The organism is Polaromonas sp., from assembly GCF_030680935.1.
Classification (GTDB): Bacteria; Pseudomonadota; Gammaproteobacteria; order Burkholderiales; family Burkholderiaceae_C; genus Polaromonas.
This window is the reverse complement of the sequence record NZ_JAUXUP010000055.1, coordinates 1-22,405: the sequence shown is the minus strand read 5'-3', so window position 1 is coordinate 22,405 and position 22,405 is coordinate 1. Positions and strand designations below refer to the sequence as shown.

Below are 22,405 nucleotides of genomic sequence, written 5' to 3'. Positions count from 1 at the left end.
CATGTAAACCGGAGAAAAACTATGAGTGGCATCAGTGGCATCAGTGGCATCAGCGGCATCGCTGCGGTCTTGGGCGAGCCCATGGTCGTCGATGCGCTAACAAAAGGCCGGACCGCCCTCGTGGGGCCTTTTCAGGGGCCTACGATACCTTCCAATTTGCCAACTCCCCTAGACAAACCGGACCGGTTGGAGCGTTGGGCGGTAGAGCCTCGCTTACAGGTTTGCGCCCTGGCACTTCTTTCTGGGCTTCATTTCGACGTGAATCAGTCCAAAGACTCAGTCACTATCGGTTTTGTTAACTTGGACAAAAAACCCCTCAAAGACCACCCACTCGTGCGGCTGTCTCGTCCCACCGAGAAAATATTCAAACAGCAACTAGATTTGGTTGCGAACTATGCCGAACTGCGTGAAGACCGAGGCAGCGAAGTCTTGACCCAGATGGTGCCGCAAGTTCCGTTCTGGGGCTCCATCATTGGCTTGTCGGCCCATCGCCACAAGTGGACACTTGAGCTCATCACGCTGGGTTTGTCACTCGCATCGCATGTCGAAATGCGTTTCAAACACGCATTCGCCTGCCAGCGCCCTGTGGACCTTTCCCCCCAGGTTCAACCGATGATCCCCACCCCGGGTCACGCCAGCTGGCCTAGCGGCCACGCGACCGAGGCCTTCATGCTTTCGACAGTATTGCAAGCACTGCTGCCACACGGCGACAAATACAAGGAACAGCTCGAGCGGCAAGCCGCCCGCATCGCCGTCAACCGCACAGTCGCGGGCCTGCATTACCCGGTCGATAGCGCCGTCGGCCGCTTGCTGGGCACTGCGCTGGCAGACTTTTTTGTCGCGCGTTGTACCGGCAAACTCAAGCTGCACGAGCGCAGCTTCAACGGTCCCAAGTTTCATGGCCCCAAAGACACCGTGATCGACTTCGACCCCCGGGTGTCGATGACCGACAACAAGAGCGGCTATTACGAATACGCCGGCGCGGCATCGGCCATTGCTGCCTCACCCCTGCTGGAATTCATGTGGACCAAAGCCGCCAAAGAGTGGCAACCGCTCAAGTAAGCGCGCTATGAGCTGGACCAAACTGCCCACGGGCGAGTTCACTGGCATTGACTGGGCCAAGCCTGGCGCGACTGACGGTTATGACCCGTATTTGATATGGGCAGAGGCCGACAACTTTGCCGGTTATGGCGACAAAACGCCGAAATGGCTGCCTATTGCCATTGAGCTCAAACCTGGCAGCACGGTGCAGCAACTGATTGCCGCTGCATCGTCCAAATGGCTGCATGTGCCGCCCGTTTACACCAGCCGGGCCGCGCCCACTGGATTGCGCTTTTGTACGGCGCGGGTCAGGCCGTCATTTTTCAGGCAACTTCAGCCCGGTGGTAGTTTGCACCCGCTGGTTCTGCGACTTGAGCTGGGTCTGCCAGCGGCGGAGTATGCCGACGAACCGGGCGGAAGCTCACACGACCCATCGGTCCACTCAGTCGGGTCTTCCCACCAGTCGGCGACGAAATCCGGGGCCCTGCTTTCTGGCAAGGTGCTGGCGCTGATCGACGACAGCCTGGCCCTGGCACACACCAACTTTCTTCAACAGGGCAAGGCCCGCACGCGCCACTTCTGGCGGCAGGACGCCCAGGGCAAGGGCCAGGTACCCCCAGAGTTGGGTTATGGCCATGAGCTGACGGCCGCTGACATCAATGCCGCCATGCAGGCACATACCTACAACGGTCTGGTCGATGAAGGCGCGGTGTATGTCGCCCTGGGGCTGTCAACGCTGGGCAAGAAAATGCCAAAGCGTGAGCACTTCTTCCATGCGCTGGACACGTCGGTCAGCCATGGCACCCATGTGATGGACCTGGCAGCCGGCCCGCGCACCTTGATGGCGCAAGTGGCCAACTTGCCACCTACCTTTGACGCACCACCCAGTTGGGCGCTGGCCAATGACGATGCCAGCCGTGCGCCGCTGATCGCCGTGCAACTGGACTACGACACAGTGCGCGACACCTCGGGGGGCTCAATGAACGTGCATGTGCTGGACGGCCTGATGTACGTGCTTTCGCGCTGCGCTGATGATGCGCAGATAACAACCAACATCAGCTTTGGCACCCTGGCCGGCCCGCACGACGGCACATCGCTTCTGGAGGCAGCGATGGACGAGCTAAGCCGTCTGTTGCGCGGGCGCTTGCAGATCGCACTGGCTGCCGGCAACAGCTACCAGCTACGCACCCACGCCAACGTGACGCTATCAAAACATGAGCGCGTTACGCTTCACTGGCGTGGGCTACCCGACGATTCGACACAAAGTTTTGTGGAGTTGTGGATAGAGGAAGACCGGGACGGTGTCACGGTAGAGATCACCCCACCGGGCCGGGCGGCCTTGCCAACCTTGAGATTGGGTGAGTCGCGGATGTGGACTGACGGCGGTACACAGCCGCTGTGCGCGCTGATCTACCCCCAGACGGTCGCGACCGGCAGGCGTGGCACTTGTGCGCTGCTTGCCGTCGCACCCACCGTCAGCTTTGCGGACAAAACTGCAATCGCACCAAACGGCGTATGGCAGATCAAGTTGGTCAACAGCGGCAAGCAGGCGGTGACCATAGACGCATACGTAGAGCGTGATGACGTGGTCATTGGCACGCGCAGTGGCGCACGCCAGTCGCATTTTGAAAACAAGTGGTACGACACCAGCGGCAACCCAGACTCGTTTGTCGACCATGCCGACAACCCGAGCCCTATCCGCCGCAGCGGCAACTTCAACAGCATTGCTACCGGCAGCAAAACGGTATCGGTCGGCGGTATTCGAATCACCGGCCCGCGCTGGGCGCACTACTCCCCGCAACGGCCCGACCCTGACGCGGGAAGGCGCCAGCGCCCCGGGGTGGTCACAGCGCCTGACACCGAAGCCTTCAGCGACGAAAACCCGGCAACGCTTGGCGTCAACGCCGCCGGCACACGCAGCGGCGCGGCGGTGCGCCTCAGGGGAACCAGTGATGCATCGCCGCAAATCGCCCGGAGGATGCTGAACGGCTCCTGACATTCAGATGCTTGGCGGCAAGGGCAGGCGGCCCTTTTCTTTTCGCACTGATACAACACATTGCGGTCTGCGCGGTCAGCAGCGCTGTGAAAGCGCCCGCCAAGTCCAGAGGCCTCTTCTCAAGCAAAAAACTTCGCCCTACACTCGCAGAGCCTTAACAGTACGTTGCAATTTTTACCAACGTGCGGCAAATTTATCAACCGTAACAGCAGGAGAGCATCTATGGGCTTTTTCATGAAAGAACACGACATCCACGTTGGAAGTCTGCTTGACCAATTGAATGTACGTTTTGGCCCGACGCCCGACAAAAAGACGCACTTCGGCGGCATCGATGAAATGGTCGCCTTGCAGAAGGAGTTCAAGATTTTCAAGAAAGGGCGCTCTTTCAAAACCAGTGTGGCGGTTCTCAACATCGGTGCGTCAAATGCCGAGGCGAAAAATCGGCTACACGATTACTTCACCAACCTGAGCAAGCATGACTCCAACGTAACAGGGCAAAACGGCGACGTGGCGATTGTCAGCGCGATGGTTCGCAATCTGGCATCAAAAACCCCGCAGCCGGTGTTCTTCACCTTCCACGACATGCGTGCAGAAAAGGGCAACACCCGCGTACTCATCACCGAAAAGGGCCGGCCAGTTCCTTATTTCGACCATGACTACTTGACCATCTCCTTCCCGACCCTGCCGGTAAAAACGGCCACGTCATCGGCAAAGCCGTCGGCCAAAAAGGCCAAAGCGGCAAAGAAACCAGCCAAGTGATAGAACGGGGAGGAATGCGACTGTGGTGACAAGGGCATCCTCCCCCGATCAAAAAATTTCAAGCCTGCATTCGGGCATCGAACGCTACTACACACAAAAGGTCTTGCAGCATGGGGCGACGGCCCTCGGGGTGGACTGGACTTGCAAGCCGACTCAGGAGCTGCGTTTTATTCAGCTCCTCAAATTGTGTAATTTTGATCAGCCGTTTTCGCTGAATGACGTTGGGTGCGGTTATGGCGCGCTCGCAGATTTTTTATCAAGGCGCCATCGGGCCTCGAAGATCGATTACCTTGGCACCGATCTTTCTAAGGCCATGCTCGAGCAGGTCAAGCCATCTTACGGTGCGAACATCCGAGCGCAATTTGTTGCCACTGCTTCAATTCCGCGGGTAGCGGATTATTCGATGGCCAGCGGGATTTTTAACGTCAAGCTTGCCCAGCCCGTTGGGCTCTGGAACTTGTTTATAAAGAAAACCTTGACCGAGATGAATGCGACCAGCCGACTTGGCTTTGCCATTAATTTCCTGACACCGATCAGTCGGGACATGCAAGTCATTCCCGAGTTGTACCGCACCGCTCCCGAGGTCTGGATACGTTACTGCACAAAGCAGTTCAATGCGACGGCTGAGTTGATCGCCGATTACGGCATGCGTGAGTTCACGCTGCTTGTCCGACGATGAAATTAACCCCCTGAGGTTCGCCCGCAGGCTCGGTTAGACGGAACTGCTCACGCGCCAGGAGTTCCTCGTAAATCGAGGCCCCGGTCATACGCACCAAACCTTCCGCCTCAGCGAACAGCGCTCTAGCCTCCACGGCACTTGCCAACCCGTGGGTATCAAGCATCGCGGCTGCGCAGGTAATGAGGGCCCTGCATTCGGGCAAGCGCGTGCATCTCTGGCGAGAGAGGGTAATCGCCTCGCGGGCAACGTCCAGTGCCTGCTCAAACCTACCAAGTCCACGATGGCATTCGGCGAGGCTGGCCAGGATTTCAGTCTCAAACTCCATCGCCACCTTGGCGTTCCGAACGAGGATCAATGCTTGAGAGAAGGTGCGTTGAGCAGTCTCGAAATCGCCGCCAATGCTGGCCGCCAACGCTAAACAGCTCAGCGCAAACACGCGCAGATAAGGTCCTTCATGTTTTTCGGCAATTTCCGCAACACGCGTGGAATGCGCCAGCGCCAGTGCCGGGTCTTTGCGGCACCAGGCCAGATCCACATGACCGAAATGGGCAAATTGAAGGATGACCGGATCATTAGATGACTGCCCGAGTACAAGCAACTCTTTAAGGCACTGCTCGGCCTCTTCCAGGCGACCCAGCCGCGTCAACAGCCGCCCCCTCATCCCCATCACCCAGTGTTCGATGCTGAACCCTATGAATTCGCGGTCAAGCCTGTCAATTTTCTCCATATCCCGGAGGGCGATATCGTTGGCCGCCAGAGCCTGAGGTAGCAGGCCTGCCCACGCATAGGCTTGGCTCAACGCCGCGTTGAGAGTAGCGGCGCGTCCCAAGTCCGCCCCGACCGGCATCAGCGCCAACGCCTTTAGAAGACGTTCAACATAGCCGTCAGCCGGGCCACCACTGGCCTGCAGCATTCGTCCTTCAACCATAAGCAACAACTGAATCAGGCGATTGTCTACCTCGCCTGCAAGCGCCATTGCCTCGTCGATAAAGGGCTGTACTTCCTGCAAAACCAGGCCTTCGCGCCAGCCAAGCACTGCAATCTGCCCGCCAGCCCGCACCCTCAGGCTGTCTGCCCTGGACGACCGGGCCTGACCATGCAACAGCGCGCGCACCTTGTGCCAGTGCTTGATGGCCAATGCCGCGTTAGTCGAACCCACCCACTGCGCTGCGCGCGAGGAATGGTGAGCAGCATCTACCGGTTGCCCGGCTGATTCGTAGTGGTAGGCAATCAGGGCCGCGTATTCGTCGAGCTGGTCGCGGTAATAAACCTCCATGGCCAGTGCCACCGCGCAATGCAGTGGGCCACGCCGCACTTTGAGCTGGGTGCTGTAGGCCACCTCCTGAATCAGCGGGTGGCGAAACGCAAAACGCCGCCCGCCCACCGCTGGTTGCGGAAGAATCAGCTCGGCATGGCACAGGCCGTCCAGACCCTTTTCGATCACGCTGGCAAGCGGGCTGGCCATGTGCTCCAGCACCGCCAGGGGAATCTCTTTGCCAATGATGGCGCACATTTGCAGCAGGGTTTTTTCAGGCTCGCCAAGCCGGTCCAGCCGGGCGCCAATCACCGCCTGCACCGTCGGCGGCAGCGAGCGTTCTATCGCCTCAAGGGCCTCAGCCCGAAGATCGGCCCCTTCTGCCAAAAAGCCGCCGTCGGCCAAAGAGCGCACCAGCTCTTCCGCAAAAAACGGGTTGCCGCCGCTTCGCTGCACGACCAGGCGGCAAATCTCGTGAAGCTCCTGGCGCGGGCCGATCAGGGACCGCACCAGGTGTTCAATCTCACTGCTACTCAGCTGGTCCAGCTCGACTTTCTGAAAGTTATCGAACTGCGCCCAGGGCAGGCGATAGGAGGGCCGAAAGTTGAGGACCACCATGGTCTGGGTGCCGGCTGCGGCTTCCACCAGGGTTGCCACAAACTCTTCACTGGCTTCGTCCAGCCAATGCAGGTCTTCGATCAGGATCACGCAAGTGGTGGCGGCATCATGTTTGACGAGTTCACGCACCAGGCTGAGCAGGCGGGCATGACGCAACTTGGGATTGAGCCCCGGCAGCAGCACACTGTCTGCCTCGGCCACGCCTAGAAAATCATAGAGCAGGGCCAGATCGGCATCCGCCGGGGTGCCCAGTTCGGTCAGGCGCGCGGCAATTCGGGCTCTGGCGGCAGCAGCATCGTCTGTCGGGGGAATGCGGAAAAAGAAGGTCCGCAGAAGACTCAACCCTGGCTGCAGGGGCATGGCATGGCCGTAGGGTTGCGCTCGTACCTCAAAAACGGGGATGGAATGGCTGCTGCACCACTGGATGAACTCATGGCAAAGGCGGCTTTTGCCGGCGCCAGGCTCCCCTGAAATCCCCACCGCCCGTGCCTGGCCTCTCTCGGTCAGCCGCAGTGCCTGCTTGAGAACCTCCATTTCGTCGGCCCGTCCCAGAAACGGTGTCAAGCTGCCTTGCTGCGTGAGGCGATTGGTGGTGGCGGCCTTCAGCTCCATCAAGGCGTAAATGCCGGTGTGTCCGGAAATCCCTTTGAGGAGATGCTTGCCCAAAAAACGCACATCGCAGCTTGAGCGCAGCAGCGCGTAGCAGCTTTCAGTCACGCAAATGCCGCCCGGTTCGGCCAGGCCCACCACCCGGCTCGCCAGGTGAATCGTCAGTCCGTGCGCACCGCCGCCACGGCCATCGGCCTGCTGCGGATCAGAGGCGACCTGACCGGAATGCATGCCAACACGAATACGAAAGCCCAGGCCATCCCCCTGGAATGCCCGCTGCATGTGGAACGCCGCTTCGCAGGCCAGCAGGGCGTGGCCTTCAAGCGCTTTCGGCGCGCCGAACAAGGCCATCACGCCGTCGCCCATGGTTCTGACCACGGTGCCGGAGAATATTTCGATCGACTCGCACATCAGCGCCAAAGCCGGGCCTAGACGATCCATCGCCTGCTCGGCATCCAGTTCGGCGATCTGTTCGGTAGAACCCACAATGTCGGCGAACAGCACGGTGGCCTGTTTGAGCTCACCCCAGGCTGGCGCAGCGGAGATGGCCGGCAGAGCAGCCGGCAGGGCAGCTGCGGCTACCGCTGCCGGACCCGCGCTTGCCTGCGGTGCACCGCAAGCACCACAAAACCGGGCTGATGGACTGCACTCCTGCCCGCATTGACGGCAAACCAGCGCCAAGCCTGCTCCGCAAGCTTCGCAGAACCGGTTCCCGTCGGGGTTGACGGTCTTGCAGGAAAAACAGTGCAGAGGCATTTTCTCGCGTTCTTGGCAATGATCTGATCAAGCGTTTGCAACGCTGGTCATTATCAATGCTTGCATACCGTTTGCGTCAAAGCAAGGTATTCGTACTGGCGTTCAGGTGATTACCTTCACCGCTTGCCATGCGGATGTAATGGCCTGATATTCTTTGGACTTGCTGCCAAAACGCTGGGTGGCCACTTGCTGCGTAGCTTGCGCTGCGTCTTTGAAGCTGGCTTTGGGTTTGAGTTTCGCAAAGGCCTCGTACCAGACGAGTCCGGCTTTTTCCCACGAATATCCGCCTATTTTTTGTGCCGCCAGGTAAAACGCATGGTTGGGCACACCCGAGCTGTCGTGCACATCTGCACCGTCTGAATACCCGTCCATGCTGTTGTATTGCTCGTCTTCGTACCAGGTGAGTTTGCGGTTGCCAGGGTCTTTCAGGGATCGGATGGCCCGCCCATGCTGCGGGGCAAGCAGGTGTTCACCCAGCAGCCAGTTGGCCTGGGTCACGTCCTGACCCGCATGCCACTGCTTGACCATGCTGCCCACCACGTCCGAGAAGGACTCATTGAGCGCACCGGCCTGGCCGCGCAAATCATGCGTCTGTTCCTTGAATTGGCGGTCTTTCAGCGGCACCCGGACCACACCCAGACCGCCGGCAATCATGTGCTGTGTCACGCCGTGGGTGAGCTCATGGGCAATGATGTCCAGCGCCATCGGGAACCCACTGACATCCTGGTCGCCGTCGCCATAAACCATGCGCTCGCCCGTCCACATCGCGTTGCCAAAGTTTTTGCCGAAATGCACCGATGATTCAACCCGCATTCCCCGGTTGTCAATCGAGCGCCGACCCAGAACCTGGACGTAGAAGTCCAGCGTGATGCCGGTGTTGTCGTAGGCGTGGTTGGCCGCCGCATCTGACACCGGGCCGTCGCCCTCGTCCCGCAGGGGCTTGCCGGGAAGCTCTGTTCCTGAAGCGAGGTCGAAAATACTCCGCCGGTAATTCGGATGAGACGGGTGCGTATGCGTAGGCGCGGCACTGGCACGCTGTGCGCCCAAGGCGCTGCGCTGGGTACGAAGGCGCGCCGCCGCTTCAATATGGCCATGAAGAACAGGGCGGTCAGGCGCTGGGGCCTTGTCAGCCAGCTTTCTGAGCAGCTTGGCGGGAACCGCAAAACATGCGCAGCAATAGGCCGACTTCACCGCGTCTGGCCCGTCGACTACCAGCGGCTGGGCAGTTTTTTGAGCAGCGTGATGCGGCGGATGCCGAGCTCGATGTAGCCACCTTTTTCAAGGTCTTTGAGCAGGCGGCTGACCATCTCACGCGAGGCACCGACGCGGTTGGCGATGTCCTGGTGGGTGATGGATTCCAGCGTCGCGCTGTTTCCTTCGCCCTCGGTCGCGCCTTCGCGACGCTCTTCCAGCAAGGCCACCAGCCGCCCGTACACATCAAGCAGCGCCATATTGCGCGCTGTTTCTGTGGCTGAACGCGCCCTGCGTATGACCTGTACCACCAGGTTGATGGCAAATTCAGGCTCTTCCACCAGGTGCTCGCTGACATCGGCGCGACTGAGCACCGAACATGTACATGGCTCCAGCGTCATGACAGAGGCGGAGCGGGGGCCGCCATCGAGTGACATCTCGCCAAAATAGTCCCCGGCATGAACTGTGCCGTAGGTGATTTCGCGGCCGCTTTCGTCCATCGCAAAAACCTTGACACTGCCTTTGAGCAGCACAAACAGGCTGTCGCCTGCCTCCCCTTCGTTGATCAACACCGCGTTTTTTCGGTACGTACGCTGCACACCTCGCCGCGCCAGGGAGCGCAGCTCAGGCAGCAAGGGTGTGAAGAGGTCTTCGTTGGAAGGAGTGGACGTGCTCATGATGAGCCGTAATCTAGCACGCGACGGGCCAGCAGTGTGGCCCGGGGAGGCTGTTAGAAGCGCTTTTTTAGTGTATTCGGGCCAGCTGAAGCGGTGCCACGGGGGGCAAAACCGCCACGCGGTTGACCAACTCCCGTACCCCGCTGGAGGCGGTTTTGGCACATAAGCTGCGCACATGACTGCGAACGGTGGACACGGCCACCTTCAGTTGCACTGCAATCTCCGGGGTACTCAACCCCCGGCACAAGATCGCCAGCACCTGCTCCTCGGTCTGTGTCAGGCCATAACTGCGGGCAAAAAACCCGAACATGCCGGACTCGCACACCTCTGCCCGCGCAAACAGCAGGGCGATGCGTATCTCCCAGTCATCGCCGTCTTGTTTGAGCGGCACAACCGCCAGGCTCAAGCTTGAGCCACACCCGGACAGGTTGATCAGGCTGCGTTTGCCGGCTGCGGCCAGATTCAATGCGTTTAGCAGCACCCGCCTGTCGCCCGGTGTCACCGCATGAATCTCTCCCCGTGCCTCCCCCAGCGCGCGCCCGCAACCCAGTTCGGTACGGGCAGCCTGATTGACATGCACCACCTGACCGCGTTCGGTGACAACCACTACGCCGTGCGCGAGTACGTCCACCAGCTGGGCAAGCAGGTCGGGGGCCGTATCGAGTGAATGGGTGTCATCGGACCGCAGGGCCTCGACCAGGCCGGAATTCAGCAGAGAGTTCATTTTCAGTGTGCCTTACAACCGTTACAAGTTGTCAAGCGTAGAGACGGGGCGCGTCTCTGGGTAGTGAATATGTAGCCTTCAAGGTGTGACTAAATTCACAAGTTTCAGCCGCAGATTCATGCTGGCACCCTGAAGGGACGGATGTGGGTTTTGCAAGAAAAACAAGATTGAAAGTTAGCGCTCGCACTCAGCTTCATCCATGCTGTAATTGCATCCGTTGACGCCTCAGACCCAAGAATCAAGAAGAGCGCGGGTCTTGGTCCAGTAGCCTCGCAACCTTTGCAGCTGCTCCCAGGCGTTGGCTGGCACCACACCGGCCTTTGCTTCAGCCTCCAGCTCGCTACAGACCGTCTGCATGGCCACGGCTCCGACGTTACTAGTCGCGCCTATCAGCGCGTGCGCAGCCCAAGCCAAGGCAACCGCATCGTTGGCTGCGATGCTTTCCTCAATGGCCTTCAGCCGTTGGTTGGCGTCGGCAGCAAAGAGGGCTATCACTTCCCGCGTCATGGTGAGCTGGTCGTCGTCGAACTCCTTGAACTGCGCCAGGCGGTCCAGATCCATCAGCAATGGTTCTGCGGCCCGCCGGGGTTTTTCTGCCAGCACGGGCACGCCTTGACCGGACGCCGGGACAGAGCTGTCCCTGCGATCACCCGCTGCGCCGTGCCGGGGAAATCGGGTCGACCCTTCCGTGGTGGAAAGCATTTGTGGCAGCCAGCGCTCCAGCGTCTGCGCCAGCGCAGCAACGTAAAGCGGTTTGGTCAGGTAGTCATCCATACCGGCCGCCGTGCAGCGGGCGCGGTCCTCGAGCGACGCGGCAGCCGTCAGGGCGATGATGGGCGGCGCCTTTTTACCCATCATGGACTGAATCTGCTGGGTCGCCTGAAAGCCGTTCATGCGCGGCATGTTGATGTCCATGAGCACCGCACCAAAACGCGCGCCGGCACCATGCGCGCGTGCCACCATCTGCACCGCCTCCCGGCCGTCCAGGGCGGTCTGGGTGCGGTAACCCAGTTTGGCGAGCATCGCGCAGGCCACCTTGAGGTTGACGGCGTTGTCGTCCACCACCAGCAGGGTGAAGTCTTTTTCCCCACTGCCGGTAAAAGTCACCGGCGCATCGGCCACGGTCAGTTGCCTGCTTTCGGTTGACAGACACCGCGTCAAAGCGTCAAAAAGCTGCTTTTGCCTGGCAGGTTTGAGCAGCCGCACTTCAAACAACGCGGCAGCTTCATGGCCTGGCGGCATGAAACCCGAAGTCAGCAGCACCAGTGGCACCTGCGCCAGATCGGGCCGGGACTTGATGGCCTGGGCCAGGCTGACGCCGTCCATCTCGGGCATGTGCATATCGGTGATGATGATGTGGGGCTTGGCCAAACCGGCCTGCCCCAGAAGGCCAAGGGCGCGCGCGCCCGATTCGGCGCTGCTGACCTGCATACCCCACAGCTGCAGCTGCCGGGTCAGCACCCGCACATTGGTCACGTGATCGTCCACCACCAGCGCCCGCCTGCCATGCAGCGCAGCCGCATCAACCATCCTGGCCGCGGGCATATCTGCCGCCAGCGCCTGGATGGTGAACCAGAAGGTAGAGCCCTTGCCGGGCGTACTCTCCACTCCGATATCGCCGCCCATCAGCTCAACCAGCCGCTTGCAGATGGCCAGCCCGAGGCCTGTGCCTCCGTATTTGCGGGTGGTCGACGCATCGACCTGGGTAAAGGCCTGAAACAACCCACTGACCCGGTCCGGGGAAATACCGATACCGGAATCAGATACGCGAAACTCGATGCGCATGCGGCCCTCATCAGCGGGGTTGGGGAGTTGCCGCATGGTCACTGTCACCTCACCTTTTTCGGTGAACTTGATGGCGTTGTTGATCAGATTGATCAGCACCTGGCGAAGCCGCGTCACGTCACCCAGAATCGCAGCGGGCGGCGCGGGCATGCCCCCGCGTGCTGCCTCGGGCACATCCACGATGAGCTCCAGATTTTTCTCCCGCGCGCGTGGTGCGGCGATGTCACAGGCTTCCTCGATGGTGTTGCGCGGGCTCAGGGGCTCGGCCTCCAGATCGAGCTTGCCGGACTCGATTTTCGAAAAATCCAGAATGTCGTTGATCACGGCCAGTAGCTGATCGCTGGAAAGCCTGATGGTTTGCAGGTAGTCCCTCTGCTCGTCATCCAGCGCCGTTTCAGCCAGCAGGGTACTCATGCCCACCACACCGTTGAGCGGCGTACGGATCTCGTGGCTCATGGTTGCCAGGAATGCTGCCTTGGCCTTTGCAGCCTGCAAGGCCTCTTCGCGCGAGGCCAGCAGCTCCACCGTCCGGCGGGCAACCCGGTCCTCCAGCATGTCGTTGGCCTCTTCGATGAGGCGGGTTTTGGCCTTCACTTCCGCGCGATAACTCCTGAGCTGCTCCGCGCTGTCGTGCATGACCCTGGACAAGGCCATGACCTCACGCAAATGGGTGCGGCTGTCTATCCTTGGAATCTCACCCCGGCCCAACTGCTGGGCGGCCTGACTGAGTCGCCGCAATCTGCTTCCGATGCGATTGGCCACATACACCGCAGCGAGCGCGCCGAGTAAAACCAGTGCAGCCATCACGGACAGCGAAATTTTCCAGGCGCGGTGGATATCGGCCGTGAAGTCGCTCTCTGGCGCCGCCACGACCAGCGTCCAGCGCAAGCCAAGGGCCTGACCAAATGGCCGCTGTACCATCATCAGGGCATCGCCCGCCATGGGCAAGCGCTGAAGATCCGTGTTGCTGGCGACCGAGTCTTCACTTTTACGAGCCTGGGCCAACTGTAAAGCCGCAAAGCTTTCGCGGATGACTCGATTGGCACTGTCTTGTGGGCTGCGCCGCGTTGGCGGGCTTGGCGCGTCGTCCAGCAGGGGATCACCGGCGGACCCCGCCACCATCAGGCCAAGTTCATCCACGATAAAGGCGGCACCACGCGCGCTGATACGTTGTGTCTGAAGCAGGTCCGCAAGCCGCTGCAGGTGGAGGTCCACGCCAAAAACGCCAGAAGCACCACCGTCGTTGTCGTACACCGGCTGTGACAACGTCACCAGCAACTGCGACTTGCCCGGGATCACACGTATGGGCGAGAAAACCCGGCCTTTCGCGACCAGGGCGCCCTGGTACCAGGTTCGGGTACGGGGCTCAAAATTACCCTGCTCGATCGCCATAGGTCGGCTTCGGTCACCGGGGCGCCGGGCGCTGAAGGCCTGAAGGCCCGCGTCAGTGGGACCACGAATCAACACCGCAGCGCCATCGCCGGTGTTGTCCACAGAAAAGTACTCACCCCGGTTGTTTCCAAAGTACAGGCTGGGCACATCGGGCGTCTGGCGCACCAGCGAAAAGGCCATCGGCTCCAGGCCTGCGCTGTTGCGCAACCAGTCGCGCGCCTGTTCCGTCTGCATGGGGCTCATGCGCTCGGGAAACAGGCCATTCAGCGCCGTGACAGCCTGGCCCAGGTGCGCTTCGGTGCCCGATTGCACCCGCGACGCGACATTGAAAAGAATGCCGCCAGTCAAATCCTCAATCGCCTGGGAGCTGCTGCGTCCCATGAGACCTGCCACGATCAGGGCCGGGAAAAGTGCAAACACCAGCAAGCTGGTCACCAGAACAGTCCGCAAGGACAGTGTCCTTCGCGGGCTGCGGGAGTCAGCTGCGTCAGACATTTTTCTCAGGCCAGGGGCGACTTATCAAGTTTTTCAGGCCAGCGCCAGACCGAGCAACTCGGCCGCGTCCAGCGCCGCCGTGCGTCCGGGCAGGGCAATCAACGCTCGGCCTCCCGTATTGACGGCCCCGGTGACGCCCCGCAGCATCGCCACGCTTGCAGCAATTTGCCAGCCGGCTTTGTTGGCCTGCTTTTGCAGCAGCAAGGTGGCGCTCACTGTGTCACCGACGGGCAGGATTTGCACGCCGCCGTGCAAGGGATCTTCGAGCCTGGCAAACGCCACAGGTCCGCTGTTCAAGGCAACGCTGACATCAAAACGCGGCAAACCGTGCGATGGAAAACGAAGGTTGAGGAACTGTTGAACCCGCCGGGCTGAATCGACAAGTCCCAGCGCCGCGCGAGCCGCACGCAAACCATGGTTGACAGAGCTGGTGTCTGCGCTGTCCACAAAGACGACCAGCAGGCCTTCCCCAATAAACTGCATGTGGCGGGCGCCGAACAGATGCACCGTGTCGCCGGCGTTGTTATAAAACTGCCGCACCACATCACCAAGCTCGGTGCTGGAGAGTTTTTCTGCCAGGCTGGCGTAGTTGAGGACGTCAACAAAAAGGACTGTGGCGTTGGAAAATTTTTCGTCCTGCACCGCAGCGTCTTCGGCGGGCCACTTGTCGCTCAGCTCTGCAGCGAGTTTTCGTTCATAAAGCCGGGCGAGGCGATGCTTTTGCTCTTCGAGCGCGGCCTGAACAGCGGCCTCAACTGCCATGGTTTGCACCGCCGCCTGCATGTGCCGTTTGTTGAGCTGGGCTGCGGCCGCTTCGCGCAACTCACCGGGCCGAAACGGCTTGGTGATGTAGTCGTCGGCCCCGCTGGTCATGCCGATTCGCATGTGCGCCCGCTCTTGCAGCGACGTCAGCAATACCACTGGCGTGTGCAATATGGCCGGGTCAGCACGCAGGGCCTGCAACATGGCAAACCCGTCCATCAGAGGCATCTGCACATCGCTGATGACCAGATCGGGCTTGTTATGCCGAACCAGCTCCAGACCTGAAAGCCCGTTTTCGGCGGACAACACTTCATACCCGTCTTTCCTGAGCACCGACGCTACCAGGGTGCGCGTGGCAGCGTCGTCTTCCATCACCACGATCAGAGGCATTTTTATCCCTAACTTTTTCCGACGGCGTTTCCCGCCAATCCGGCCTCCAGCTTACACAAAATGCAACTAAAGTGGTACTTCAATCGGAAATCTGGCTGGTTTTACCCGCCGCCTTCAGCAAGTCCAGTGTGGCGCGCATCACTTCTGGCAAAAAGGCCAGTTGCACATGGGCCGCACCGCGCAGCAACCGGTTGTCTGCGCCCGGCAGCGAGGCGGTGGCACTTGGGAAAACAATATTGTCGCAGTTGGAATACCAGCAGGTAAACAAGGCAGGGCGGTCAGGATGCATGCCAACATCCAGAGCCTGATGCCAGCGCCCGGACAGCTGCATCTGCCGGCCATTGGCGAGAGGGCTGAAACGAGCCAGCCAGGTACCACGATGCGGCGTCCCCAGCGTAACGACATGCGCGATGCGTGGCTCTGCCTGCATGGCCTTTAACCAGGCGCGAGCTGCCAGCCCGCCCATGCTGTGACAGACCAACAAGGGTGGCAAGCCGGTCGCCGCAGTCACGCGCTGAACGGCGTCCTCAATGACCGGTGCGTAATCGTCAATAGAGGCAAAAGGGGGTTCCAGGTTCACCGCCACAAAGGCATGGCCCGATCCCTGAAGCTGTTTCAACCAGGGGGTCCAGAAGCCGCGATTGCAGAAAAAGCCATGAATAAACACCACACCGCGCTTGCCCGCCACCACGCAATCTGCAGAGAGCTGATCCGGAATGGCGTTTGAACGAAATGGCTGACGCCAGCAGAAAACCCGGGGCGCTACCCGTGTCTCGCCCAGCCAGGCTGCGGCCAGTTCTTTCCAGGACGGTTGGGGGGTGGGGTCCTGGCGATTGGCCCATCGCAGTGCCAGGAACTCCAGCGCCAGGAAACCGGAGTACCCAAACAACACGGCGGCAAATCCGGCCAGAGCCAGCAGCGCCGATCGATCCCAAAATACAAGCAGCCAGGTCAACGCGGCAGCAAGCAGCGTGAGGGTGATGAACCGCTGAAGGCGTGCCAGCATGGATCAGCCGTCTTGGCTGGCCTGATCAGGCCAGCGCCAGCTCACGCCCGGTGAGCCTTTTGGCCAGCCCTTGCGCCAGTCGGTTGACCGCGCCGTAGATGGACAACTGGGGATTGGCGCCAATACTGGTGGGGAAAATGGACCCATCATGTACCGAGAGGTTTTCAAGTTGCCAATGCACGCCGTCCGGCCGGACGACGCCGAGCTTTTCCTGGCCACCCAGACCGCAACCGCCCATGACGTGGGCGCTCACGACCTTGGTCAGCATGGGTTTCATGGGCAGGGCGTTGACGGCGTCCCTGGCCTGGGGCCAGGTGGTGTAAGGCTGGGCCATTTCATGCAGCGGCAGCACCTGCCGCGCACCCGCAGCAAACTGGATTTCCATCATCGATAGCAGGGCGCGACGCGCGCCGTCCATCACATAGCCGGTCAGCGCGTAGTCGAGCACGGCTGAGCCGTCGCCGCGCAGCTTGACCTTGCCGCCACGCGACTCGTCGTGAAAGCCGTCGCGCAGAAGGGCCAGCAGGGTGTGGTTGTGCGGGAAGCTCTGCAGCAGCTCTTTTTGGCTTTGGCCAAAGCCAGGAACCGTCGAGGCAAAAATGACCGGATGCAGCGGCGGGGCTTCAAGCTTGTAGCCCATGGCGCCATCAATGGCCTGGGTGTCCAGAAAGTGATCGGTGTAGATGGTTTGCGGCGCACCGTTCCAGGCCTCAACCTTCTGGTCAAACACGCTGGAGCTCATCACCACCGGATGCAGGAAAGTCCGGGCACCAAGCAAGCCGTGCGGATCAGGCGCGTTGGAGCGCAGCAATACGGCGGGGGAATTGATGGCGCCAGCCGCCAGCACATAATGTTTTGCTATGATTTTAGTAGCTGTTTGCGCACGGTCTGTATGGGCTGGAGCCCCATTTGGCATCACAGCATGGCAATGAAGCGCTGTCACCTTGCCGTTGGCAAGCTCGAACTTTTCTACATGCATTTCCGTCAGCAGTTGTGCGCCCAGCTCCAGCGCTGCCGGAATGGTGGTGACCAGCATCGATTGTTTGGCGTTGGTCGGGCAGCCCAGTCCGCAAGAGCCCAGGTTCCAGCAACCCTTCACGTTGCGGGAAATCGCGGCGGCTGAAATGCCAAGCTTGGCTGCGCCGCGCCGCAACAGGTCGTTGTTTTCATTCGGCGGGGTGAGCCAGGGCAGGATGTTGAGCCTGGTTTCGGCTTGCGCGAAGTAGGGCGCCAAGGCCTCCGGGCTGAAATCTTCAAGGGCAAATTTGTCGCGCCAGAACTGCAAGGTAGCCGCCGGCGTGCGGAAGGAGCTGGTCCAGTTGACGGTGGTAGAGCCGCCCACACAGCGACCCTGCAAGATGTTGATCGCCTTGTCTTCGGTTTTGCGCGCGGCACTCTCCTGATAGAGCTGTGGATAGGCCTCTGACTCACGCTGCTTGAAGTCACTGCTGCTTTTAAGCGGTCCCTCCTCAATCATCACCACTTGCAGGCCGGCCCTGGCGAGCAGTTCAGCCGTGATGCCGGCGCCAGCGCCACTTCCCACAATGGCCACATCGCAGGTAATCTCGGCAGGTGCAGGTCCTAGCGCACCGCCTCGTACTTTCCATCCGCGCTTCAAACCGTCGCGGATCGGGTCCTGGAATTGGCTCATGCTGTTTGCTGTCTTTCAGATCGGGGAAGGGCCGGGGTAGCCGAGTAATCGCCAGGTAGATCTATCGGAAAAGTAGGCGGCGGCCGTGATGTCATGCAGAGCGGCATAGGCCTGCTGGCGCAGCGCCAGTCCAGACATCCGCATGCCCTGGAGCGCCTGTTGAATATCCAGCTCCGTCGCACTTGTCCAGGTTTGGCCCAGCCCGGCCATAAGGTGGCGTCCCGGGGTGCTGGCCAGCAGTGCCAGCAGCTGGGACAACTCGCTCTGTGCATGCGGGGGCAAAGCCAGCGTCAACTGGTCCACGCGCTCGAGCAAACCATCCAGCGCAGCTTGCCGGCTCAAGCCGTCGGCTGGCAAACTCACATCAAGCACCCCACGCCCCACGGCACGAAACACCTCACGCCCGCTGGGGCTGAGCTTGCCCTGGTTCAGCCCGGCCTGCATCAAGGCGGCGCCGCCCCCGACAATGCCCAGTACTGCTGCGGATGCGATCCCAAGCCGCAGTAAGGTTCTTCTTTGCATCGTGTGAGTTTCGCATGGCACCTTCTCAATTCGCTAGAGCACGGTACCTAGATAAACTCGGTGTTTATATGGACTCATCAGCGCCCCGAATACGCCAGGCCATGCAGGCCGTTTCGGTGCTGCGGCGGCGCCATGCTGCCAATCCGTCGCTGCACGCGGCCCTTGTGGAGGTCAAACGGTTTCAGGCCCGACGCTTCAGGGCCACCTATGCCGATCTGCTGAAAACCGCACGCTACAGGCAGGCTGCGCTCTTTTTTCTCGATGAGCTTTACGGCGACCGCAACTACGAGCAACGCGACCACCAGTTTGCCCGTATCGCCAACACCATCGCGAGGCTTTTTCCCGTAGCGGTGGCCGACACTGCGGCGACCCTGGCCGAGGTGCACGCCTTGACTGAAAAGCTGGACGATCAAATGGCGCTGTGCTGGCTGGGTACGGATGCACCAGATTTGGTACAGCGTTACATCCAGTGCTGGCGCGCGGTCGCTGACCGACCGGCCAGGCAACAACAATTGCAGGCGGTGCTGCACCTGGGCGAAGAACTGGATCGACTGACCCGAACGCCTGGCTTGCGCAGGCTGCTCAAAATGATGCGAGCGCCGGCTGCCATGGCGGGGCTGAGCTCACTGCAACACTTTCTGGAGGCGGGCTTTGACGCCTTCGCCGACATGAACGGCGCGGCGGAGTTTCTGCGCGTGGTGGGCGAGCGTGAATCAGCGTGGATCAGCTCGCTTTTTGACGCGGATGCTGTCGCCTGCGAGACGAAAATGCAGCAACTTCTTGCTTCTCAGCATGTGGACTAGGACAAGCCCCATACGCAACGCGGGGCGGCCCTTACACAATGGTCCACAAGGAGATTTCAATGGACAAGTTCTGGCTCAAAAGTTACCCCGAGGGCGTGCCACACACCGTCGATCCTGAGCAGTTTCGCTCATTGAATCAGCTGCTGGAGGATTCGTTCAGGAAGAATGCGTCGCGCCCGTTCTCGGTCTGTATGGATCGTTGGATGTCCTACGGTCAGCTCGATGAGCAGTCTTCGGCAGTGGCTGCGTGGCTTCAGCACCTTGGCCTGGAACCCGGCGCCCGCGTGGCCATCATGCTGCCGAACATCCCGCAGTTCGCGGTCACCATGGCAGGCGTTTTACGGGCTGGCTACACCTGCGTTAACGTCAATCCGCTGTACACAGCGCGTGAGCTTGAACACCAGCTGGTAGATTCCGGCGCAACCACCATTGTCATTCTTGAGAACTTTGCCAGCACGCTGGAAGAGGTCATCGACAGGACGCCCATCAAAAACGTAGTGGTCGCGTCCATGGGTGATCTGCTCGGCTTCTGGTTCGGTAGATGGATCACTTTTGCTGTCAGGCATCTTGCGAAGATGGTACCGGCCTACAAGCTGCCACTCAGCGCGGGCCGGCAAGTCACGCCTTTCACGCGCGTGATCGCTGATGGGGCGAAGATGGCACTCAAGCCAGCGCAAAGCACGCTCGATTCCATAGCCTTCTTGCAGTACACCGGCGGTACCACTGGTTTGTCCAAAGGTGCGGTGCTGACCCATCGCAATATTGTTGCGGCAATCCTTCAGGCAGAGGCCTGGTTTACGCCGGCATTGCGGCGGCTGGGGGATGTCAGCAAGACCAACGGCATAGCCGCGCTGCCGCTGTATCACATTTTCGCCCTGACATTGTGCTTGCTGGCCATACGCTGGGGCTCGCACCTCACGCTGATCCCCAATCCGCGCGATTTCGGAAAGTTCGTGGAGGTGCTCAAAAAGCGCCCCTTTCATATGCTGCCGGCAGTCAATACCCTGTTCAACGCGCTGCTGCAACACCCGCAAATCCGGACTGTGGATTTTTCAAGCCTGTGCGTCTCGCAGGCTGGCGGCATGGCGGCCTCTGAAGGAACGGCCAAACAGTGGCTGGAAGTCACAGGTTGCCCGATGATAGAAGGCTGGGGCATGAGCGAGACCTGCGCCATCGGTACCAACAACCCCATTCTCAATACCACGTTCACTGGAATGATCGGTTTGCCGCTGCCGGGTATTGATATCGCCATCAAGGACGATGAGGGTGGCGATGTTTCCCTTGGCAACCCAGGTGAAATTTGTATCAAGGGTCCGCAAGTAATGACCGGTTATTACCGCCAGCCGGCAGAAAACGTGAAAGCTTTTACAACTGACGGCTTCATGCGTACGGGCGATATCGGCATCATGGACGAGAGGGGCTACACCAAAATTGTCGATCGGAAAAAGGACATGATCATCGTGTCCGGGTTCAATGTATTTCCGAATGAGCTCGAAAACGTGATCTCCCTTTGCCCCGGTGTGGTCGAATGCGCTGCCATCGGTATTACCGACGAAAAACAGGGCGAAGCCATCAAGGTATTTGTTGTCAGAAGCGATCCTTCCCTCACCGAAGACCAGATCAGCATCTATTGCAGGGACAATTTGACCGGCTACAAGCGCCCGAAATACATAGAGTTTCGAGACGACCTGCCGAAAACAAACGTCGGGAAGATCCTCAGGCGCGAACTACGCACAACCGCCTGAGGTTGCTCGCCGGTTTTATTGATGCCTCATCCGCACCTGCCTGATGGCGTTCATGTTTTCGAGCGCGGCTGGCTGTCTTCGAATAATATCTTGTGCGTGGATGCGCGGCAGTCAGTCCTTGTAGACAGTGGCTACAGTACACACGCGGTCCAAACGGTCGACCTGGTGAGTGGTTTTTTGGGCGAGCGTCCACTGGATCGTCTTCTCAACACCCACCTGCACAGTGATCACTGTGGTGGAAATGCAGCGCTTCAAGTAAGGTATCCCGAGCTTAGGACCTTGATACCGCCGGGGCAAGCCGCTCTGGTTGCAGTGTGGGATGAAGCGGCACTGACTTACGCACCAACCGGGCAGGTCTGTACGCGCTTTACTGTTGACGGCCTGCTTGTGCCGGGAACCACCGTTCGTATGGCGGATGCAGATTGGGAGGTCCATGCAGCGACCGGGCACGATCCACATTCAGTTGTGCTCTTTGAACCCGTATCTCATACGTTGATATCAGCTGATGCCTTGTGGGAGAACGGCTTTGGCATTGTCTTCCCCGAGTTGGAGGGTGAAAACGCCTTTGCAGAAGTAGGCGCAACGCTGGACATGATCGAAAGGCTGGCCCCGCGCTGGGTTGTGCCTGGTCACGGCGCTGTTTTTCGCTACAGCGCCGAAGTCATGGACCGCTCGCGCCAGCGGCTGGATGCGTTTACGAAAGACCCGCGGCGCCACGCAAGGCACGCCGCCAAGGTACTGCTGAAGTTCAAGCTGCTGGAGTTGCAGCGGGTAAAGCAAGATGACCTGTCGAGTTGGGCCAGCTCGGTCAGTTATTTTCGGCTTATCCGGGAAAGATTTTTTTCCTCCATCTCCATCGATGACTGGCTCGCTGATCTGACGGAAGACCTCGTGCGCTCGGGAGCTGCCACACGAGACGCGACGATGATTTTTAATGCCTGAGAGATGGCATGCGTGAACAACAAGCGGCCCTCTCGCCCATGTCTGCTCTACATCTGAGCTTATGCGCTTTTTGAACGCACAAAAGAAAACGCCCAGTTGACTGAATCAACTGGGCGTTTCTCGCTTTAATAGCCTGACAATGTCCTACTTTCACACGGGAACCCGCACTATCATCGGCGCTAAGTCGTTTCACGGTCCTGTTCGGGATGGGAAGGAGTGGTACCAACTTGCTATGGTCATCAGGCATAACTTTTTGACAACTTGTTCATCGAACAAGCCATCGAATTCATAGAGCAAATCAGCTTTTATTTAATGTCTTGCACTCTTTCGAGCACAGTTTTTGAATGCGTCACTTGGGCATAACAACTTTGAAATCAATCAAAGTTATAGGGTCAAGTCGCACGAGCAATTAGTATCAGTTAGCTTAACGCATTACTGCGCTTCCACACCTGACCTATCAACGTCCTGGTCTTGAACGACTCTTTAGGGGGCTCAAGGCCCCGGCAGATCTAATCTTGAAACGAGTTTCCCGCTTAGATGCTTTCAGCGGTTATCTCTTCCGAACTTAGCTACCCGGCAATGCCACTGGCGTGACAACCGGTACACC

The 22,405-nt window shown here is 59.7% G+C and carries 16 protein-coding genes, 2 rRNA genes and 1 pseudogene; 7 read left to right on the top strand and 12 right to left on the bottom strand.

Features of this window, described 5'->3' with window-relative positions; all coding sequences use genetic code 11:
* Positions 1 to 300 precede the first annotated feature (300 nt).
* The 4 genes from Q8L50_RS13715 to Q8L50_RS13700 all read left to right on the top strand — a co-directional run bounded on the left by Q8L50_RS13715 (position 301) and on the right by Q8L50_RS13700 (position 4,475).
* Positions 301 to 1,062, top strand: a complete 762-nt coding sequence (locus Q8L50_RS13715) for a phosphatase PAP2 family protein (protein ID WP_305349195.1) — start codon at positions 301 to 303, stop codon at positions 1,060 to 1,062.
* 7 nt (positions 1,063 to 1,069) lie between these two features.
* Positions 1,070 to 3,037, top strand: coding sequence for a hypothetical protein (locus tag Q8L50_RS13710; protein WP_305349194.1), 1,968 nt, complete (start codon positions 1,070 to 1,072; stop codon positions 3,035 to 3,037).
* A 234-nt stretch (positions 3,038 to 3,271) separates the two neighbouring features.
* A complete protein-coding gene (locus Q8L50_RS13705) occupies positions 3,272 to 3,796 on the top strand; it encodes a hypothetical protein (protein ID WP_305349193.1) in 525 nt (174 codons plus the stop codon).
* 25 nt (positions 3,797 to 3,821) lie between these two features.
* Positions 3,822 to 4,475: a class I SAM-dependent methyltransferase gene (locus Q8L50_RS13700; protein WP_305349192.1), complete on the top strand. Its 654-nt coding sequence runs from the start codon at positions 3,822 to 3,824 to the stop codon at positions 4,473 to 4,475.
* On the opposite strand, the gene Q8L50_RS13695 is transcribed toward Q8L50_RS13700, so the two are convergent.
* The 10 genes and pseudogenes from Q8L50_RS13695 to Q8L50_RS13655 form a co-directional block, all read right to left on the bottom strand.
* The gene (locus Q8L50_RS13695; RefSeq protein ID WP_370869804.1) at positions 4,453 to 7,461 is read right to left on the bottom strand and encodes an AAA family ATPase; all 3,009 of its coding nucleotides are present in this window, start codon (positions 7,459 to 7,461) and stop codon (positions 4,453 to 4,455) included. The two genes, Q8L50_RS13700 and Q8L50_RS13695, sit on opposite strands and share 23 nt — an antisense overlap.
* 120 nt (positions 7,462 to 7,581) lie before the next feature.
* Positions 7,582 to 7,713: pseudogene (locus Q8L50_RS18945) on the bottom strand (zinc ribbon domain-containing protein); the annotation flags it as partial.
* Positions 7,714 to 7,815: 102 nt separating this feature from the next.
* Positions 7,816 to 8,760 carry a M4 family metallopeptidase gene (locus tag Q8L50_RS13690; RefSeq protein WP_305349190.1) on the bottom strand — a complete coding sequence of 315 codons (945 nt, stop codon included), beginning with the start codon at positions 8,758 to 8,760 and terminating at the stop codon, positions 7,816 to 7,818.
* 161 nt (positions 8,761 to 8,921) lie between these two features.
* The gene (locus tag Q8L50_RS13685; protein WP_305349189.1) at positions 8,922 to 9,581 is read right to left on the bottom strand and encodes a Crp/Fnr family transcriptional regulator; all 660 of its coding nucleotides are present in this window, start codon (positions 9,579 to 9,581) and stop codon (positions 8,922 to 8,924) included.
* Positions 9,582 to 9,648: 67 nt separating this feature from the next.
* Positions 9,649 to 10,305, bottom strand: coding sequence for a helix-turn-helix transcriptional regulator (locus Q8L50_RS13680; protein WP_305349188.1), 657 nt, complete (start codon positions 10,303 to 10,305; stop codon positions 9,649 to 9,651).
* Positions 10,306 to 10,530: 225 nt separating this feature from the next.
* Positions 10,531 to 13,932, bottom strand: coding sequence for a response regulator (locus Q8L50_RS13675; protein ID WP_305349187.1), 3,402 nt, complete (start codon positions 13,930 to 13,932; stop codon positions 10,531 to 10,533).
* Positions 13,933 to 14,010: 78 nt separating this feature from the next.
* Positions 14,011 to 15,129 carry a response regulator gene (locus Q8L50_RS13670; protein WP_305349186.1) on the bottom strand — a complete coding sequence of 373 codons (1,119 nt, stop codon included), beginning with the start codon at positions 15,127 to 15,129 and terminating at the stop codon, positions 14,011 to 14,013.
* Between the two features lie 79 nt (positions 15,130 to 15,208).
* On the bottom strand, positions 15,209 to 16,135 hold the full coding sequence (locus tag Q8L50_RS13665) for a triacylglycerol lipase (RefSeq protein ID WP_305349185.1): 927 nt from the start codon (positions 16,133 to 16,135) through the stop codon (positions 15,209 to 15,211).
* A 25-nt stretch (positions 16,136 to 16,160) separates the two neighbouring features.
* Positions 16,161 to 17,786: a GMC family oxidoreductase gene (locus Q8L50_RS13660; protein ID WP_305349184.1), complete on the bottom strand. Its 1,626-nt coding sequence runs from the start codon at positions 17,784 to 17,786 to the stop codon at positions 16,161 to 16,163.
* A gap of 15 nt (positions 17,787 to 17,801) precedes the next feature.
* On the bottom strand, positions 17,802 to 18,308 hold the full coding sequence (locus tag Q8L50_RS13655; protein ID WP_305349183.1) for a hypothetical protein: 507 nt from the start codon (positions 18,306 to 18,308) through the stop codon (positions 17,802 to 17,804).
* A gap of 68 nt (positions 18,309 to 18,376) precedes the next feature.
* Between Q8L50_RS13655 and Q8L50_RS13650 the strand changes: the two genes are divergently transcribed.
* Genes Q8L50_RS13650 through Q8L50_RS13640 form a run of 3 tightly spaced genes read left to right on the top strand, consistent with a single transcriptional unit; the run spans position 18,377 to position 21,798 of the window.
* Complete coding sequence (locus Q8L50_RS13650) at positions 18,377 to 19,111, top strand: hypothetical protein (protein ID WP_305349182.1); 735 nt, start codon at positions 18,377 to 18,379, stop codon at positions 19,109 to 19,111.
* Between the two features lie 59 nt (positions 19,112 to 19,170).
* Positions 19,171 to 20,856: an AMP-binding protein gene (locus tag Q8L50_RS13645; RefSeq protein WP_305349181.1), complete on the top strand. Its 1,686-nt coding sequence runs from the start codon at positions 19,171 to 19,173 to the stop codon at positions 20,854 to 20,856.
* Between the two features lie 21 nt (positions 20,857 to 20,877).
* A complete protein-coding gene (locus tag Q8L50_RS13640; RefSeq protein ID WP_305349180.1) occupies positions 20,878 to 21,798 on the top strand; it encodes an MBL fold metallo-hydrolase in 921 nt (306 codons plus the stop codon).
* 131 nt (positions 21,799 to 21,929) lie between these two features.
* Here Q8L50_RS13640 and rrf read toward each other — a convergent pair.
* Together rrf and Q8L50_RS13630 are read right to left on the bottom strand one after the other, a co-directional pair.
* A 5S ribosomal RNA gene (rrf, locus tag Q8L50_RS13635) occupies positions 21,930 to 22,042 on the bottom strand.
* A gap of 144 nt (positions 22,043 to 22,186) precedes the next feature.
* Positions 22,187 to 22,405, bottom strand: a 23S ribosomal RNA gene (locus Q8L50_RS13630); the annotation flags it as partial.

Excerpts from the sequence above, each read along its gene's own strand:
- Q8L50_RS13660 (WP_305349184.1), bottom strand. The coding sequence starts at position 17,786 with ATGAGCCAATTCCAGGACCCGATCCGCGACGGTTTGAAGCGCGGATGG.
- Q8L50_RS13710 (WP_305349194.1), top strand. The coding sequence starts at position 1,070 with ATGAGCTGGACCAAACTGCCCACGGGCGAGTTCACTGGCATTGACTGG.
- Q8L50_RS13670 (WP_305349186.1), bottom strand. The coding sequence starts at position 15,129 with ATGCCTCTGATCGTGGTGATGGAAGACGACGCTGCCACGCGCACCCTG.
- Q8L50_RS13640 (WP_305349180.1), top strand. The coding sequence starts at position 20,878 with ATGCCTCATCCGCACCTGCCTGATGGCGTTCATGTTTTCGAGCGCGGC.
- Q8L50_RS13680 (WP_305349188.1), bottom strand. The coding sequence starts at position 10,305 with ATGAACTCTCTGCTGAATTCCGGCCTGGTCGAGGCCCTGCGGTCCGAT.
- Q8L50_RS13705 (WP_305349193.1), top strand. The coding sequence starts at position 3,272 with ATGAAAGAACACGACATCCACGTTGGAAGTCTGCTTGACCAATTGAAT.
- Q8L50_RS13665 (WP_305349185.1), bottom strand. The coding sequence starts at position 16,135 with ATGCTGGCACGCCTTCAGCGGTTCATCACCCTCACGCTGCTTGCTGCC.
- Q8L50_RS13645 (WP_305349181.1), top strand. The coding sequence starts at position 19,171 with ATGGACAAGTTCTGGCTCAAAAGTTACCCCGAGGGCGTGCCACACACC.
- Q8L50_RS13655 (WP_305349183.1), bottom strand. The coding sequence starts at position 18,308 with ATGCAAAGAAGAACCTTACTGCGGCTTGGGATCGCATCCGCAGCAGTA.
- Q8L50_RS13685 (WP_305349189.1), bottom strand. The coding sequence starts at position 9,581 with ATGAGCACGTCCACTCCTTCCAACGAAGACCTCTTCACACCCTTGCTG.
- Q8L50_RS13650 (WP_305349182.1), top strand. The coding sequence starts at position 18,377 with ATGGACTCATCAGCGCCCCGAATACGCCAGGCCATGCAGGCCGTTTCG.